Source organism: Symbioplanes lichenis (genome assembly GCF_030709675.1).
Lineage (GTDB): Bacteria > Actinomycetota > Actinomycetes > Mycobacteriales > Micromonosporaceae > Actinoplanes > Actinoplanes lichenis.
Genome location: NZ_JAUZQD010000008.1, coordinates 265,142 through 282,293, shown reverse-complemented (window position 1 = coordinate 282,293; position 17,152 = coordinate 265,142). Strand labels below are relative to the sequence as shown.

At 70.3% G+C, this 17,152-nt stretch carries 13 protein-coding genes and 1 pseudogene; 5 read left to right on the top strand and 9 right to left on the bottom strand.

The window, feature by feature from the left end:
- Positions 1–53: 53 nt before the first annotated feature.
- From RAN62_RS21210 to rsgA, 4 genes are all read right to left on the bottom strand, one after another.
- Positions 54–596, bottom strand: a complete 543-nt coding sequence (locus RAN62_RS21210) for a Rieske (2Fe-2S) protein (RefSeq protein ID WP_305786432.1) — start codon at positions 594–596, stop codon at positions 54–56.
- A gap of 305 nt (positions 597–901) precedes the next feature.
- On the bottom strand, positions 902–3,928 hold the full coding sequence (gene uvrA / locus RAN62_RS21205; RefSeq protein WP_305786431.1) for an excinuclease ABC subunit UvrA: 3,027 nt from the start codon (positions 3,926–3,928) through the stop codon (positions 902–904).
- A 129-nt stretch (positions 3,929–4,057) separates the two neighbouring features.
- Positions 4,058–5,830 carry a DUF6311 domain-containing protein gene (locus RAN62_RS21200; RefSeq protein WP_305786430.1) on the bottom strand — a complete coding sequence of 591 codons (1,773 nt, stop codon included), beginning with the start codon at positions 5,828–5,830 and terminating at the stop codon, positions 4,058–4,060.
- A 28-nt stretch (positions 5,831–5,858) separates the two neighbouring features.
- Positions 5,859–6,878, bottom strand: coding sequence for a ribosome small subunit-dependent GTPase A (rsgA, locus tag RAN62_RS21195; protein WP_305786429.1), 1,020 nt, complete (start codon positions 6,876–6,878; stop codon positions 5,859–5,861).
- A gap of 149 nt (positions 6,879–7,027) precedes the next feature.
- Here rsgA and RAN62_RS21190 point away from each other — a divergent pair, with 149 nt between their 5' ends.
- From RAN62_RS21190 to RAN62_RS21180, 3 genes and pseudogenes are all read left to right on the top strand, one after another.
- Positions 7,028–7,726, top strand: coding sequence for a maleylpyruvate isomerase family mycothiol-dependent enzyme (locus tag RAN62_RS21190; protein ID WP_305786428.1), 699 nt, complete (start codon positions 7,028–7,030; stop codon positions 7,724–7,726).
- Positions 7,727–7,736: 10 nt separating this feature from the next.
- Positions 7,737–8,389 (top strand): annotated as a pseudogene (locus RAN62_RS21185) (MBL fold metallo-hydrolase).
- Positions 8,390–8,478: 89 nt separating this feature from the next.
- Complete coding sequence (locus tag RAN62_RS21180; protein ID WP_305786427.1) at positions 8,479–9,111, top strand: ATP-dependent Clp protease proteolytic subunit; 633 nt, start codon at positions 8,479–8,481, stop codon at positions 9,109–9,111.
- A gap of 513 nt (positions 9,112–9,624) precedes the next feature.
- On the opposite strand, the gene RAN62_RS21175 is transcribed toward RAN62_RS21180, so the two are convergent.
- The gene (locus tag RAN62_RS21175) at positions 9,625–10,050 is read right to left on the bottom strand and encodes an uL11 family ribosomal protein (protein ID WP_305786426.1); all 426 of its coding nucleotides are present in this window, start codon (positions 10,048–10,050) and stop codon (positions 9,625–9,627) included.
- A gap of 205 nt (positions 10,051–10,255) precedes the next feature.
- Positions 10,256–11,044: a lytic transglycosylase domain-containing protein gene (locus tag RAN62_RS21170; RefSeq protein WP_305786425.1), complete on the bottom strand. Its 789-nt coding sequence runs from the start codon at positions 11,042–11,044 to the stop codon at positions 10,256–10,258.
- A gap of 151 nt (positions 11,045–11,195) precedes the next feature.
- Between RAN62_RS21170 and typA the strand changes: the two genes are divergently transcribed.
- Positions 11,196–13,064 (top strand): translational GTPase TypA, encoded by a 1,869-nt coding sequence (gene typA, locus RAN62_RS21165; RefSeq protein WP_305786424.1) that lies wholly within the window; start codon positions 11,196–11,198, stop codon positions 13,062–13,064.
- 84 nt (positions 13,065–13,148) lie between these two features.
- Here the strand turns inward: typA and RAN62_RS21160 are convergent, their stop codons facing one another.
- Both RAN62_RS21160 and RAN62_RS21155 read right to left on the bottom strand, forming a co-directional pair.
- A complete protein-coding gene (locus tag RAN62_RS21160; protein WP_305786423.1) occupies positions 13,149–14,144 on the bottom strand; it encodes a TerC family protein in 996 nt (331 codons plus the stop codon).
- A 645-nt stretch (positions 14,145–14,789) separates the two neighbouring features.
- Positions 14,790–16,004, bottom strand: coding sequence for a GNAT family N-acetyltransferase (locus RAN62_RS21155; RefSeq protein WP_305786422.1), 1,215 nt, complete (start codon positions 16,002–16,004; stop codon positions 14,790–14,792).
- Between the two features lie 314 nt (positions 16,005–16,318).
- Between RAN62_RS21155 and RAN62_RS21150 the strand changes: the two genes are divergently transcribed.
- Positions 16,319–16,711: a RidA family protein gene (locus RAN62_RS21150; RefSeq protein WP_305786421.1), complete on the top strand. Its 393-nt coding sequence runs from the start codon at positions 16,319–16,321 to the stop codon at positions 16,709–16,711.
- Between the two features lie 9 nt (positions 16,712–16,720).
- On the opposite strand, the gene RAN62_RS21145 is transcribed toward RAN62_RS21150, so the two are convergent.
- Positions 16,721–17,104, bottom strand: coding sequence for a winged helix-turn-helix transcriptional regulator (locus tag RAN62_RS21145; protein ID WP_305786420.1), 384 nt, complete (start codon positions 17,102–17,104; stop codon positions 16,721–16,723).
- Positions 17,105–17,152: the final 48 nt, after the last annotated feature.

The following is a 17,152-nucleotide window of genomic DNA, read 5'->3' as shown; positions in this document are numbered from 1 at the left end:
GGCTCGTCGTGGATCCGGTGCGGCGGGAACCAGGCCCCGCCGCGCCGCGGACCCTACGCGGCGACGATGTTGTCGCCGTCCTTCTTGACCTTGGTCTCCGGCAGCGCCTTCGTGGCCGGGCCGCCGGTGGGCGAGCCGTCGCTGATGTCGAAGGTGCTGTTGTGGCACGGGCAGAAGATGTTCGTGCCGTCGATCTTGGTGACCGGGCAGCCCTGGTGGGTGCAGATCTTGCTGAAGGCCTTGAAGGTGCCGGCCTCCGGCTGGGTGATGACGTAGTCACCCTTGATGATGCCGCCGCCCTCGGGGACGTCGGACACGGCCGCGAGCACCGTGCCGCTGCTCGAGTCGGCGGCGTCGCCGGCCGGGGCGGTCGCGCTGCCCGCCGGCTTCGGGTTGTCGCTGAAGTCGCCGCCGTTGGCGCCGGTCGAGCTGCTGCTGCCGCTGGTGTCCGTGCCGCAGGCGGCGAGGAGACACCCGGCGCCGAGCGCACCCGCACCCGCGAGCACGACGCGCCGCGAACCGGCGAGGCGCGGCCCCGCGGTCTGCTCGCCGGCGCTCGTGGTCTCCACGTCGGCCCTCGTCTGCACGTCAGTCATCTGTTCGCCAAACCCTTCGAATTACCCGCTGTTCCGCGTGATGAGGTCACACGGCGTTGCTTGTAGATACGCGCGGCTCCTCGGTGTGGTTCATGGCCGCGGGGGAAATTTATCCGCCCTATCCCGTCGTTTCCGGCACGTTTCGGAGCCGGGCCGGGTGACCTGCGAGGAAACCGTGCGTGCGCTCAGGCTGCCAGCAATCGCTGGGAGTTACCTGAGATTTCAACCAATGCCGCCTGAACGACGCGCAAAGCAGAGCGGCGCCCCGCCGAAGCGAGACGCCGCTGCCGACGAACAAAGCACTATCAGGCGGTGGTCGCCTTCGCGCGCGACCGGCCCGTACGCGGCTTGGGGGTCTCCTCCACCGAAGCGGTCGCGGTCGCCGCCGTACGAGGCTTCCGCGCCGCCGCGGTCTTGGCCGGCGTCTTGCCCCCGTTGTTGGCCTTGGCCGCCCGCGCGGCCGCCGACGGCGAACCCGCCGCCTTGCCCTCGAGCCCCAGCATCGGGCGCAGGAACTGCCCGGTGTGGCTCTCCGCCACCTCGGCCAGCTCCTCGGGCGTGCCGGTCGCGAGCACCTGGCCGCCCTTGTTGCCGCCCTCGGGGCCCATGTCGATCAGCCAGTCCGCGGTCTTGATCACGTCGAGGTTGTGCTCGATCGTGATGACCGTGTTGCCCTTGTCGACCAGCCCGTTGAGCACCAGCAGCAGCTTGCGGATGTCCTCGAAGTGCAGGCCCGTGGTCGGCTCGTCGAGCACGTAGACGGTCCGGCCGGTCGAGCGCTTCTGCAGCTCGGAGGCGAGCTTGACGCGCTGCGCCTCGCCGCCGGACAGGGTCGGCGCCGGCTGACCCAGCCGTACGTAACCCAGGCCGACCTCCACGAGCGTCTTGAGGTGCCGGTGGATGCTCGTGATGGCCTGGAAGAACTCCGCGGCCTCCTCGATCGGCATGTTGAGCACTTCGGAGATGGTCTTGCCCTTGTAGTGCACTTCGAGCGTCTCGCGGTTGTAGCGGGCGCCCTTGCAGACCTCGCAGGGCACGTAGACGTCGGGCAGGAAGTTCATCTCGATCTTGATCGTGCCGTCACCGGAGCAGTTCTCGCAGCGGCCGCCCTTGACGTTGAACGAGAACCGGCCGGGCCCGTAGCCGCGCACCTTGGCCTCGGGCGTCTCCGCGAACAGCTTGCGGATGTTGTCGAACACACCCGTGTACGTCGCCGGGTTGGACCGCGGGGTGCGCCCGATCGGCGACTGGTCGACGCCCACGACCTTGTCGACGTTGTCGAGGCCGGTGATGCGGGTGTGCCGCCCCGGGACCATGCGCGCGCCGTTGATCTGGTTGGCCAGCACCGTGTAGAGGATGTCGTTGACCAGCGTCGACTTGCCCGAGCCGGACACGCCCGTCACCGCGATGAACTGCCCCAGCGGGAACGGCACGGTGACGTTGCGCAGGTTGTGCTCGCGGGCGCCCTGCACGACCAGCTCCCGGCCGGGCGTCTGCGGGCGGCGGATCACCGGCGTCGGGATCTGCTTGCGCCCCGACAGGTACGCCCCGGTGGGCGACTGCTTGTTGGCGAGCAGCCCCTTCACGGAACCCGAGTGCACGATGGTGCCGCCGTGCTCGCCGGCGCCGGGGCCGATGTCGACCACCCAGTCGGCCGTACGGATGGTGTCCTCGTCGTGCTCGACCACGATGAGCGTGTTGCCGAGGTTGCGCAGCCGCACCAGGGTCTCGATGAGCCGGTGGTTGTCGCGCTGGTGCAGGCCGATCGACGGCTCGTCGAGCACGTAGAGCACGCCCACCAGCCCGGAGCCGATCTGCGTGGCCAGCCGGATGCGCTGCGCCTCGCCGCCGGAGAGCGTGCCGGCGCCGCGGTCGAGCGACAGGTAGTCCAGACCCACGTCGACCAGGAACTGCAGCCGCGCGTTGATCTCCTTGAGCACCCGCTCGGCGATCATCTTCTGCCGGTCGTCGAGCTCGAGACCGGCCAGCAGCTCGGCACATTCGCCGATCGACAGGTTGCACACCTCGGCGATGCTCTTGCCCGAGACCGTGACCGCCAGCACCTCGGGCTTGAGCCGCGTGCCCCCGCACGTGGGGCACGGGATGTCGCGCATGTAGCCCTCATATTTGTCGCGCGACCAGTCGCTCTCGGTGTCGTTGTGCCGGCGCTCGATCCACTGCACCACGCCCTCGAAGCCGGTGTAGTAGGAGCGCTCACGCCCGTACTTGTTGCGATAGCGGACGTGGACCTGGTCCTCCGACCCGTACAGGATCGTCTTCTGCGCCCGGGTGGGCAGTGCCCGCCACGGGGTGTCCAGGCTGAAGCCCTCGGCCTTGCCCAGCGCCTCGAGCAGGCGCAGGAAGTACTCGAGCGTGGAGCCGCCGGACCACGGCTGGATCGCGCCGCCGCGCAGGCTGGCCTCCTCGTCCGGGATGATCAGCTCGGGGTCGACCTCCTTCTTCGTGCCGATGCCGGTGCACTCGGGGCAGGCACCGTAGGGCGCGTTGAAGGAGAAGACCCGCGGCTCGAGGTCCTCGATCGCCAGGGGGTGCTCGTTGGGGCAGGCCAGATGCTCGGAGAAGAGCCGCTCGCGCTGCGGGTCGTCCTCGGGCAGGTCGACGAAGTCGAGCAGCAGGATGCCGTTGGCCAGGCCGAGCGCCGACTCCACCGAGTCGGTGAGGCGCTGCTTGCTCGACGCCTTGACGCTGAGACGGTCGACGACCACCTCGATGGTGTGCTTCTCCTGCTTCTTGAGCCTGGGCGGCTCGGTCAGCGGATAGACCGTGCCGTCGACGCGAGCGCGGGCATAGCCCTTGCCCTGCAGCTCGGCGAAGAGGTCGACGTATTCGCCCTTGCGGCCGCGGACCACCGGGGCGAGCACCATGAACCGGGTGCCCTCCTCCATGGCGAGGACCCGGTCGACGATCTGCTGCGGCGTCTGCTTGCTGATCCGCTCGCCGCAGACCGGGCAGTGCGGGATGCCCGTGCGCGCGAAGAGCAGGCGCAGGTAGTCGTAGACCTCGGTGATCGTGCCCACGGTCGAGCGCGGGTTGCGCGAGGTCGACTTCTGGTCGATCGAGACGGCCGGGGACAGGCCCTCGATGAAGTCGACGTCGGGCTTGTCCATCTGCCCGAGGAACTGCCGGGCGTAGGAGGACAGCGACTCCACGTAGCGGCGCTGGCCCTCGGCGAAGATCGTGTCGAAGGCGAGGCTGGACTTGCCGGAGCCGCTCAGCCCGGTGAACACGATCATCGCGTCGCGGGGCAGGTCAAGAGAAACGTCGCGCAGGTTGTGCTCCCGCGCGCCGCGGATAGTCAGTCGGTCGGCCACAGCCAGCCACTCCGTACGTCTGAGAAGAATGGGCGCCGAAACCCTAGCGAGGGGGTACGACATTTTTCCGCCGCCGAGGTGCAGCGCCCTACGTCACCTCGTTGTTCCCTGCAGTCCGCCAATAGATCATCACCCGGCCGAGTGAACATCCCACAGCTCGACGCCGCCCACTTGCTGCGGCTCCTCACCCAGCAAGCCCGTCACCGTCGCTCGCAGTTCCTCATAGTGCTCGGTCCCGGGCACGAGAACCACCACGGCCGCCCGCCAATACGTGAGATCGGCAACTGCCGCGGCGCGATCCGCCGATGTGAGGACCGGCACCCGACCGTACGCCTGAACCGAGCGCAACATCGAGTCGGTCGGCCGCGCCGGAGCGTTCCACGAGCCCGTCCCGTCCGCCGACGGCCCCATGAAGTATCCCCGCGGCACCTCGAACCCGAGCCCCGACAGCGCGAACCACCGCATACCGGCCCGCCCGTTGGTCACCTCCGGCAACGGCACCGTCACGAGCGTGCGACCCTCGGGGACGTACGCCTCGTACATCTTGTCGGCGATGAAGGCCGGCAGCGGGTCGGCCGCCACGACCGGCAGCGGCTTGGGCAGAACCGGGACGACCGCCGCGACCAGCAGCGCCCAGAAGCGCTTGCGGTTGCGGCGCGACAGCCGCCGGACGCGGTCGCAGGCCACCGCGAGCAGGATGCCGATGATCGTCGCCGGGACCATCGCGAAGCGCGTCACACTGACCAGGTCGATCACGGGCACGTGCTGGATCAGCGCGAACGGCAGCGGGATGCCGGTGTCGTGACCGCCGACGCGCAGCTCGGGGCCCATGGACATGAGCAGCAGCACCCCGGCCGCGATGATCGCCGCGCGCGGGGCGGCACTGTTCCACAGCATCACGGCGGCGATGACGAGCAGCACGAGCAGCGGCAGGCCCCAGAACGTGTTGTCCTCGGTCGGGCTCACGCTGAGCGCGCGGGCGACGACGCCGTTGCCGGCCAGGGACTGCCGGGCGTACGCCCCGAGCGACAGCAGGTCCGTGACGAACTTGCCCGGCTCGAACGGCTGCCCCGAGTAGCTCTGCGGCCCCGAGAACTGGATGAACAGCGGGTAGGCCAGCAGGGCGAGGGCCGTGCCCCCGGCGACCCCGATGCCCGCCACGAACGGCCGGAAGGCGTGTCTCGCGACGGCCGGGGCGGCGAGGGCGTAGGCGATCACGAAGACCAGCAGCGTGATCGCGGTGAAGAGCAGGACCTCTTCGTTGAGGAAGACCTGGAGCACGATGAGCAGCCCGAGGATCACGCCGCCGCGCCACACGCGCCCCGGCTCGCGCAGGCGCAACACCTGCCAGACGATGAAGGGGACCACGAACTGGGCGACGAAGTTCACATGACCGTTGGCGTGGGACACCATCGCGGGCGCGAAGCCGCACCAGAGGCCGCCGGCCCAGGCGGCGAGCGGGGAGCGTACGACATGCTTCTGCAGCACCCACCACCAGGCGAAAGCCGTGCCCGCCAGGCTCAGGGTGAGCAGCAACACCAGCGTGACCGCCGGGCCGAAGTAGTGCGTGACCGGCGCGAACGGCAGGCTGAGGGCCAGCACCGAGGTGTTGGCCATCATGTTGACGCCGTCGGGCACGTTCATCCGGCCGGTCACCAGCGGGTTGTCGCCGTGGAAGAGCACCCGCTCGCCGTGCGCCATGACGAACAGGAAGAAGCCGTGGTCGTCGTCGTTGGAGGCGAGGACCCGGCCGGCCGGGCTGATCCAGAGCTGGATCAGCACGACCACGCTGAGCAGCAGGTAGCTCCCGCCGGCCCAGAGGCTCCTGCGGGCGCGGCGGGACGGCGGGGGGCTCGGCACGGGCGTGGCCCGGTCGGTGAAGAGTTCCTCGTCCGTCAGCACCGGAGCAGTGTGCCAGAGCCGACCGACATCAATGCGGTCTGCGCCGACCGCCTGCCGCGAGCCGCACGGCCTTGCGGCCGCCCTCGTGGGCGACCTCTCGGTGCAGCTTGCGCCAGCTTTCCCAGCGCCGCGCGGTCAGCGTGCCGTCGGCGAGCGCGGCCTGCACGGCACAGCCCGGCTCGGCTTCGTGACGACAGTCACCGAATCGGCAGTCCGCCGCCAGGCCGGCCACGTCCGCGAAGGCCTTGTCGAGGCCCTCGGCCGTGTCCGACAGGCCGACCCCGCGGATCCCGGGTGTGTCCAGCACGGCGCCGCCTTGCGGCAGGGGGACGAGATTCCGGTACGCCGTCGTGTGCCGGCCCTTGCCGTCGGCGCGCCTGATTTCTTGTACGCCCATCACATCGGTCCCCGCGAGGGCGTTGACGAGACTGGACTTGCCGGCGCCGGAGCGCCCCAGGAGAGCGATCGTGCCGGTGCCTATCCGGTCGCGCAGCGCGCTCACGCCGGTCCCCCGGTGCACGCTGACGGCCAGCACGTCGACGTCCGGCGCCCGGAACTGCCGTGCGATCGCGTCCGCGTTCGCCGACATATCGGATTTGGACAGGACGATGAGCGGCCGGGCGCCGGAGTCCCAGGCCAGCGCCAGCTGACGTTCGATCCGGGCGGCGTCGGGCGCGGGATGCAGAGGCTCGACGACGGCGACGAGATCCATGTTGGCGGCGAGCACCTGGCCCGACGAGTCCTTGCCCGCCGTGCGCCGGACCAGGGCGGTGCGGCGGGGCAGCACGATCTCGAGCGTGGTGCGGCGGTCGGGCCACCGGCGTACGACCACCCAGTCCCCCGCGCACGGCAGATCGGACGGGTCGGCGGCGGCCGTGACCAGCAGGCTGCCGGCCAGGGTGGCGCGGTGCACGCCGTCGGCGGCGTACACGGTGCAGACGCCCCGGTCGGCGCGCAGGACACGCCCGGGGAAGGTGTCGGGGCGATCGAAACGACGATAGGCGGACGCGTGCGTCGCGTCCCAGCCCAGCGCGGGCAGGTCGGACATGTTCCCTCTTAGGAGAAGAGAAGGCGGGCCCCGGATCGGGGTGGGAACGGCACGTTCATCCACCTCCTTCTCGGGTTACGTGACGCGTCAGCACCGACGGTACGGACGGGGTGACGGCGGGGAAAGCGATATTCCCCTAGGGTTCTCCCGTGACGATGGATCCCCTGGTCCTGATGACCGATGTTGATCAGGCGACGGAGCGGCTCGCCCGCACCGCCGAGGAGTTGCCGCCCGACGCCCAGAGCGCGCCCTGCCGCCTGCCCGGCTGGACGATCGGGCACCTGCTCACCCACGTGGCCCGCAACGCGGACGCCTTCACCAACCTGCTGACCTGGGCCCGCACGGGGGTGGAGACGCCGGCCTACGCCACGCCCACCGCCCGCACCGAGGGCATCGAGGCGGGCCGGCACCGCCCGATCGCCGAGCAGGTCGCCGACATCCGCGAGTCCCACGAGCGCTTCGCCGACGCGGCCGCCGCGATGCCCGCCGAGGCGTGGACCGTCCCGCTGCCCATGGCCGGCTCCGCGGCGGCGGTCCCGTGGGGGCGGCTGCGCGAGGTCGAGGTGCACCACGTCGACCTCGGTGGGGCGTACACCGCGGAGGACTGGACCGACGCCTTCGCCCTGCGCCTGCTGCGGGAGGTGGCGACCGGCGAGACTTCGCTCACGCTGGTGCTGCGCCCGCACGGTCTCGATCACCCCCTGACCATCGGTACGCCCACCGCGGCGACCCCGGCCGTCGGCGGCCCCACCCGGGCCCTCGCGGCGTGGCTGACCGGGCGCGGTGACGGGGCCGAGCTGACGGTCTCCCCCGACGGCGAGCTGCCCGTGCCGCCGGTGTGGAAATAGGGTGCCTGACATGACGTACACCGGTGATGTCAGCCGCGGCTCCGCGCCCGCCGTCCGCGAGCTGGCCGGCCTGACCATGACGAAGGTCTCGGTCGGCGAGATGGACAACAACGCCTACCTGCTCCGCTGTACGGCCGACGGCAGCCGGCTGCTCATCGACGCCGCCAACGACGCGTCCACGCTGCTCGGCCTGATCGGCGACGGCGGCCTGGCCACGGTCGTCACGACACACCGGCACTGGGACCACCACGGCGCCCTGGCCGACGTGGTGCAGGCCACCGGCGCCCGTTCGGTGGCCGGGGCCGACGACGCCGCGGAGATCCCGGTGGTGCACGACACGGTCCGCGACGGCGACACCATCACCGTGGGCGACTGCACCCTCGAGGTGATCCACGTCGTGGGGCACACTCCGGGCTCGATCGTGCTGCTTTACCGCGAGCCCGGCGGCATCGCCCACCTGTGGACCGGCGACAGCCTCTTCCCGGGCGGCGTGGGCAACACCAGAAGGACCCGCAGCGGTTCGCGTCACTGATCGAGGACGTGACGACGAAGCTGTTCGACCGGCTGCCCGACGACACCTGGTTCTATCCGGGGCACGGCAAGGACTCGACGCTCGGCCGGGAGCGCCCGCACCTCGCGGAGTGGCGCGCCCGCGGCTGGTGACGGGCTCTCTGCCGTCGGCTTAACTTCTCGGGGTCTCCGGGGCGGCGTGCGTACTGTCGGGGGAACTTGTGCGCCCCCTGGAGGTTCCCTTGGATCCGCGCCGTGAGTTCCTGCGCTGGCAGCCCGCCCACCCCTCCCCCGAGCCCTGGCACCAGCCCGGCCTTCCCGGCGGCGGCGGCGCGGGCCCCGGCTTTCCCGGCTGGCTCGAGGAGCGCCTCTTCGACCAGCGCATCGTCATGATCCGGGGGCCGCTCGACGCGCACACCGCCTCCGGGGCCGCCGCGGCGCTGCTGACCCTGGACGCCGCGGGCCCCGAGCCGGTGCAGCTGCACGTCGCCAGCAGCGGCGGCGACCTGAACGCGGCCCACGCCGTCATCGACGTGATCGACGCGATGGCCGCCCCGGTGCACGCCGTGGTGACGTCCGAGGCGGGCGGGGCGGTGCTGGCCGTGCTCGCGGCGGCGACTCGGCGGTCCGCGTACAGGCACGCTCGTTTCCGGCTCGCCGAGCCCCGCGCCGCGGGGGTCACCGGGACCGCCGACGAGGTCGCGGCCGCGGCGGGGCAGCATCTGCGCGAGCTGGAGGAGGTCGTGCTGCGCCTGGTCGAGGTCACCGGCCAGACCCGCAGCCGCGTCGAGGACGACCTGTCGGCGGGCCGCATCCTGTCCGCCGAGGAGGCCAAGGAGTACGGCCTGATCGAGGACATCGTCGGCAAACAGTGACCCTGTGCCCGCCGCCTGCCGTGCACCGCCCTCCCCATCTGCGGCGCGCGGGGCCTCGGGCGAGCGACACAGGCAGCGCCTGCGCGGGGGACGTGGGCAATGCCGGCGCGAAGAAGGGGGCAGCGTCGGCGCGCGGGATGTCGGCGTCGCACGAGGCTCGGGAAGCCGCGACGAGTGCGCGGGCTCGGAGCCGCAGCACGCGGGCGCGAGGTCGTGAGTGCGCGGTGCGGGCGCGGTCGTGACTGCGCGGTGCAGGCGCGGTCGTGACTGCGCGGTGCGGGCGCGAGTGGCAGCGACACGGACGCCGGAAGCCGGACGGAACGCCGCCGGCGCTGCTCGGGAACGCCAACAGCGCCGCTCCGGAAACGCCGACGGCGCGGCTCCCCGGAGGGAACCGCGCCGTGGTGCGTAGCTCGGGTGCTCAGCGCCGGCGGACCGGGACCGAGCGGACGGCATCGGCCGGAGCCGGCGCCGTGGTGGCACCAGCGTGAGCCGGCGCCGGGGGTGCCTGCCTCAGCCGGCGACCTTGACGCCCATGGAACGGGCGGTGCCGGCGACGACCTTGATGGCCGCGTCGAGGTCGTTGGCGTTGAGGTCGGGGAGCTTGCGCTCGGCGATCCCCTTGATCTGGTCCGCGCTCAGGGTGCCCACCGTCTGGGTCAGCGGGTTGGACGCGCCCGACTGGATGCCCAGAGCCTTGCGGATCAGGAAGCTGGTCGGCGGCGTCTTGTAGGTGAGCTGGTGAGAGCGGTCCTCGAAGACGCTCACGATCACCGGGATGATCTCGCCCCGGTTCTTCGCGGTCGCCTCGTCGTACTCCACCTTGACGGCACGCATGTTGGCGCCGGTCGGGCCGAGCATCTTACCGAGGTCCACCATCGCGGCGTTACCCGCCTCAAGCGCGAGGGTCACCTCATGGGTCTTCTTCTTGGGAGGCATACCGCTAAAGCTCCTTAGTGTGTGCTGCACGGGCCATCGTTCAGGAGCTCGCCAGCATCATCTACGCACGACAACCCCGAGACTTTACTACCGCGCTCGCTCACGGGTCAAAACGCCATGGAGCGGCGGCGCACAGTCTCGGGTTCCAATACCCAGCATAGCTCGCACCCCGCGACCGTCGCCGACGGGCCCACCCCGGCGGCGGTCAGTACCGGTCGCAGTAGCAAGACTCCATCAGCGAGCGGGTCACGTACACATATCGGGGGTTGGGCAGTTGCTTGTCCGCCCGGGCCTCGTCGACCGCCCCGCGACCGGCGTTGTAGCCGGCGATCACCATGTTGAGCAGGCACGGGTCGGACTCGCCGCGGCAGCGGGCGGCGCTCAGGTCGTACTTGCCGTCGAAGTACTGGTCGCCGAAGGCCTTGGTGAGCCAGGCGAGATAGTTCACGCCCAGGATCGCGTTCTGCTTGTAGTCCTGCGAGTCGTACGTCCGCTCGAAGCGCTGGTTGATGAACGCCTCGGTGTCCGGCATCACCTGCATGAGCCCGTGGCCGCCGTCGCAGTTGACGATGTTCGACTGCCAGCCGCTCTCGTGCCAGGCCGTGGCCAGCACGAGGCGCTTGGGGATCTTGAGCCCGGGAGCGGACTTGGGCCAGTAACTCTTGGCCGCCGCCGCGGTGAGCGCCGCCTTCGCCTTGCTCTTGCTCACTGCCTTGCCGTCGTACTCGGCACATTCCGGGGCCTGGAAGTTGTTCGGGTCCTCGGTCGGCGTCGGGCTGGCCTCCGACGGCTTCGGCCGGGGCTTCTTCGACGGCTTCGGCTTCTCGGTGGCGGTGTCTCTCGTCACTTCTTCGATCGGGAAAAGCGACTCGGCGGACGCCGAGGGCACCGGCGCGCCCGCCGCCGGATCGGCCTCCTGGTTGTTGATCATCCCGCAGCCCGCGCCCACGACCAGCGCCAGCACCGCCGCCACCCAGGTGATCCTGCGATCCATCGACGGTTCCTCCCCGGATGACCGATCAGTGGTCGCACGCTAACAGGATGCAGCGTCGCTCCGCCGCCCGGCGAAAACGGACGATCGGGACCGGTTCCAGGAAGTGAACCCCGGGGCCGTGACGGCAACCGAGACCGGGGACAATGGGAGCATGCAGACCCGCACCGACCTACGCAACGTCGCCATCATCGCCCACGTCGACCACGGCAAGACGACCCTGGTCGACGCCATGCTGCGCCAGGGGAGCCAGTCCCACGCACGCGGCGAGATGGCCGACCGCGTCATGGACTCTGGGGATCTTGAGCGCGAAAAGGGCATCACCATTCTCGCCAAGAACACGGCGATCAGTTACCAGCCCGCCAACAGTGACAAGCCCGTCACCATCAACATCATCGACACCCCCGGCCACGCCGACTTCGGCGGCGAGGTCGAGCGCGGGCTGACCATGGTCGACGGCGTGGTGCTGCTGGTGGACGCGTCCGAGGGCCCGCTCCCCCAGACCCGATTCGTGCTGCGGAAGGCGCTGGCCGCCAAGCTGCCGATCATCCTGGTCATCAACAAGGTCGACCGTCCCGACGCCCGGATCAAGGAGGTCGTGGACGACACCTACGCCCTCTTCTTCGACCTGGACGCCGACGAGTCCCAGATCGAGTTCCCGATCGTCTACGCGTGCGCCCGCGACGGCATCGCCTCCCTCAACCAGCCCAAGGACGGCGCCGTCCCCGAGGACAGCGAGGACCTCGAGCCGCTGTTCCACACGATCCTCGAGACCATCCCGGCCCCGACCTACACCGAGGGCGCGCCGCTGCAGGCCCACGTGGTCAACCTCGACGCGTCGCCGTTCCTCGGCCGTCTCGCCCTCTGCCGCGTCCACCAGGGCACGATCCGCAAGGGCCAGACCGTCGCGTGGTGCAAGACCGACGGCACGGTCAGCAACGTGCGCATCTCCGAGCTGCTGATCACCGAGGGCCTCGACCGCAAGCCGGCCGAGAGCGCCGGCCCCGGCGACATCATGGCCATCGCCGGCATCGCCGACATCATGATCGGTGAGACCCTCGCCGACGTCGAGAACCCCGTGCCCCTGCCGCTGATCACGGTCGACGAGCCGGCCATCTCGATGGTCCTCGGCACCAACACCTCGCCGCTGGTCGGCAAGGTCAAGGGGGCCAAGGTCACGGCCCGCATGGTCAAGGACCGGCTCGACAAGGAGCTGATCGGCAACGTCTCGCTCCGCATCCTGCCGACCGACCGCCCCGACGCGTGGGAGGTCCAGGGCCGCGGCGAGCTCGCGCTGGCCATCCTGGTCGAGCAGATGCGCCGCGAGTCCTACGAGCTGACCGTCGGCAAGCCCCAGGTCGTCACCAAGGTCATCGACGGCAAGGTGCACGAGCCGGTCGAGCGCCTCACCATCGACGCCCCCGACGAGTTCATGGGCGCCATCACCACGCTGCTCTCCACCCGCAAGGGCCGCATGGAGGAGCTCATCAACCACGGCACCGGCTGGCTCCGCATGGAGTGGCTGGTCCCGGCGCGCGGCCTGATCGGCTTCCGCACCGAGTTCCTCACCGAGACCCGCGGCACCGGCATCATGCACCACCTCTTCGAGTCCTACGAGCCGTGGTTCGGCGAGCTGCGCACCCGCCAGAACGGCTCGCTGGTCGCCGACCGCTCCGGCGTGGTCACCCCGTTCGCGATGATCAACCTGCAGGAGCGCGGCCAGCTCTTCGTCGAGCCGACCACCGAGGTCTACGAAGGCATGATCGTCGGCGAGAACTCGCGCGAGGACGACATGGACGTCAACATCACCAAGGAGAAGAAGCTCACCAACATGCGCGCCGCCAGCGCGGACAACACCGAGAAGGTGATCCCGCCGCGCAAGCTGTCGCTGGAGCAGTCCCTCGAGTTCTGCCGCGAGGACGAGTGCGTCGAGGTGACCCCCACCGCGGTGCGCATCCGCAAGGTGGTCCTCGACCAGAACGCCCGCGGCCGCGCCGCCGCCCGGCGCAAGCACCAGAGCTGAGCGCCTCCGCACGCTGAGAGCCCCACTCCCGCTCAGGGGGTGGGGCTCTTCCCTTTCCCGTACGCGAAAGCAGCCGCGCGCGGGTCAGGCGGCGGTGTCGACCAGTTCCTTCTTGCGGTCGCGGGACGACTTGATGAGGCTCGCGACCGTGGCGATGCCGAGGGTGCCGACGATGACCAGCAGCGACAGCCAGATCGGGATCTCCGGAGCCCAGTGGACGCCGTGGCCGCCGTTGATGAACGGCAGCGAGTTGGTGTGCAGCGCCTCGAGGAAGAGCTTGACGCCGATGAAGCCGAGCACGAAGGCCAGCCCGATGTTCAGGTAGACCAGGCGCTCCAGCAGCCCGCCGAGCAGGAAGTAGAGCTGTCGCAGACCCATCAGGGCGAACACCGTCGCGGCGAAGACCAGGTACGGCTCCTTGGTGATGCCGAAGATCGCCGGGATCGAGTCGAGCGCGAAGATCAGGTCGGTGGTGCCGATGGCGATCATCACGATGAGCATCGGGGTGAAGAGCCGGCGCCCGGTCTCGGTGACGATCGTCATGCGGCCGCTGTCGAAGGAGCTGGAGACCGGGAAGACGCGCTTCGACCAGCGGATGAGAATGTTCTCCTTGAACTCCTCGTCCTCGTCGCTCTTGAGCAGCGTCGCCGCCGTGTAGACCAGGAACGCCCCGAAGATGTAGAAGACCCACGAGAACTGCTCGATGAGCGCGGCGCCGGCGGCGATGAAGGCGCCCCGCATGACCAGGGCCAGCACGATGCCGATGAGCAGCACCTTCTGCTGGAACTGCCGGGGCACCGCGAACCTCGACATGATGATCATGAAGACGAAGAGATTGTCGACGCTCAGCGAGTACTCGGTGAGCCAGCCGGCATAGAACTCACCGGCGGCCTGCCCGCCGGAGGCCAGCCACAGGCCGAGGCCGAAAAGCACGGCGAGCCCGATGTAGAAGGCCACCCAGCCGCCCGCCTCGCGCATGCTCGGCTCGTGGGGGCGTCGCCCGACGATCAGCAGATCGACGGCGAGCATGACGACAAGGGCTCCGAGGGTGGCGAACCAGACCCAGGCAGAGACGTTCAACGAGAACCTCCGGCAGACACGAAGTATCGCCGCGCCGGCTTGGGGGCCGGGCGCGGCGAAGTGCGGCCGGAGGTCTCTTCCGCTCCCGCCCGGTGCTGGACGCACCGGTGAGGAACCGCCGGCCCCGGGTGCACCCGCGAGGATGCAGACCGTGTTGACGAGACCGGCGCGAAGGAATACTCCCCTCCTACGGCAGCCATTGTGTCGCATCGCCGCGCGAAGTGGCACATGACCCCAGCCAACAGTGTCGAGGCTCTCCCCGCCAGCCGTTCCCACAACCGCCCGGTAAGCGCATTCCGCCTGCTAGGTGGCACTGTGCCATGCGGCTCCCACCTCGGCCCCGAGCGTTTCGGCCGGTAGAGCGCCCGCGCGCATACTGAGACACCCCCGCGCACATCCCGGGACGCCCGTCGCACCCACTGAGATCGGTCCGAATAGTGACACTCACCGATCGTGCTGACGCCCGTACGATCTCCGCCTCACGGCGTAGCGCATCCTAGGAACCTAGTCCATCGACTGCCCGCCGCGGCGGCTTCCCATGCCGGCGAACGCGGCAACTTTCTCGGCTGGTCGCCTCTTCTGGCTGACGACCTCGGCGCCCCACTAGCTGAACGAGCCGGCGCCCCCGTCGAGTGGCAAGACCGGCTAGTGCGCCACGTAGCGAGCCCGGCGCCCCGTCGTCCGGAACCCCAGCCTCCGGTAGAGCCCGGCCGCCCCGGGATTGTCGACGTTCACGGTCAGCCAGGCTTCGGCGACGCCGTCCGCGCGCATGCGACGCAGGGTCTCGCTCACCAGGGTTCCCCCGAGGCCGTTCCCCCGCGCCGACGGCACCACACCGACCTGCACGATCCAGCCCGCCCCGCCGCCACCGACAGGGTGGGTCGCCCCGGACACCAGCGCATCGTCAGCCGGCACCGGATCGTAGCCGAGCGCGCCGGGCAGGTAGGAGGTCGTGACGGTCGCGGCCGCACTGGTGACGAAGCCGACGTCACGGGCGGCAACAGGAGCACCGTCAGCGGTAGCGAGAACGCCGACACTCACGGCCTCGCGGGCTTTGATGCGGGCGGCGTCACTAGCTCCGAGGCGGGCGGCATCACGCGCACCGACGCGGGTGGCGAGCAGTGACCAGCCGGGCCGGAACTCGTCGTCCTCGACCAGGTCGTTGATCCACTCGTCGGTGGTCCACCCCGGGAAGCCGGGACGTTCCCGGAAGGCTGCCTCATAAGCTCCGAAGAAGCGCTCGGCCGTCGCCTCGGACCACTCCTCCAGCTCGATTCCGGCGGGCCGGCTGTGCTCGGGTACGCCTCGGGTGAGATTGATTCGCAGCACGTCCTCGGCGAAGCTCGGCCGGAGCCCCCGCGTACCGAAGAGGGTGTCAGCCGCCGGCGTCCACGCCTCGGTCTCGACCGTCACCGAGCCGCCGAGCCGCCGGGCCTCGGCCAGCAGCACATCGAGCAGCCGGGCGCCCAGCCCCGCCCCGCGAAACCCAGGATCGACCAGCCCGCAGGCCACCTGTGCGGGCGGCACCGACTCGGCGGGCGGCGCGGCGAGCGGCACGGTGGAAGGCACAGCGGGCGGCACGGTGGAAGGTGCAGCGGGCGGCACGGTGGAAGGCACAGCGGGCGGCGCGGTGGAAGGCGCGCTGGAAGGCGCAGGGCGCAGGGCCCCGGCGGCGACGAGCCGGCCGTCGGAGGTGCGCGCCTGTACGCCGGTGATGCGCTCGCCGGTCCACCGGCTGCGGACGAAGCCGGCTTCGGCGGCGAGCGGCAACCCGCCGTCCGCCGCGAGACACCGCTGAATGAGCCCGGTCAGCTCCACCGGAGAAGCCGGGGAACCAACCGTCCACGAGATCTGTGACACGCGCCGAGGGTAGGGCCGGCACCCCGCCCGCGCCCACCGGATTGTTCGCGCCGCACCCGGCGACCACCACCGCAACGGTCACCACCAGGTGACCCAGTCTCGAAAAAGTGCCTTCTTCCCAGGTCAGCACGAGCCTCATACGGTTCTCCCGACCACCGCGCCGACGACCCGACGAGGATCCGCGGCGACGAATGCGGGCCTGCGAAACCAAGACGAATGCGGGCCTGCGAAACCAAGACGAATGCGGGCCTGCGGAACCGATCGGCCCGGGCACGACAAAGGGCCCGGGCCCAGCACAGGAGGAGTACGCGAACATGGCCGTGACCCTGGTGAACCCGGGCGGCCTGCCGGAGATCCCGATCTACCGGCAGGTGTCCGTGGCGACCGGCTCGAAGCTGATCCACGTCGCCGGGCAGGTGGCCTGGGACGCCGGCGCCACCGATCTGGCCGCGCAGGTCGAGCAGTGTTATCTGAACGTCGGCACGGCGCTGGCCGGCGTGGGAGCGACCTTCGACGACGTGGTGAAGCTGACCATGCACGTCGTCGACTGGCGGCCGGAGCTGATGCCGCAGGTGGTGGACGGCATCGCCCGGGCGGCGGCCCGGCTGGGCGTCACCCCGGCCGCGCCGGCCTCCCTCTTCGGCATCGCGGCGCTCGACGTGCCGGAACACCACGTCGAGCTCGAAGCGACAGCCGTCCTCGACTGACCGGCGTCGTCAGGAAACCCCGCTCGCCCGCCGCCGCGACGCCTCGATGTGCCCCAGGTACTGCTGGGTCCATCCGCACATCCCGTCGACCACCGCCCGCAGCCCGTGCCCCGCCTCGGTCAGCGCATAGTCGACCTGAGGCGGGACGGTCGCGTGGACGGTGCGCTCGATCAGCCCGTTGCGCTCCAGCATGCGGAGATTCTGCGTGAGCATCTTGTGGCTGATGCCGCCGATCTCGTCGCGCAGCTCGGTGAAGCGCAGCGTGCGTGGCCCGAGAAACTCGATGATCAGGAACGCCCACTTGTTCGCGATGTCGGCGAAGATCTCCCGGGCGAGCGAGTCGGCCCGGGCCAGATCGCCCTCCGCGACAGGCGGCGCGGCCGACGGCAACATGACAGGCCCCAAAGCCGACGCCGGCAACGCGACAGGCCCCGAAGCCGA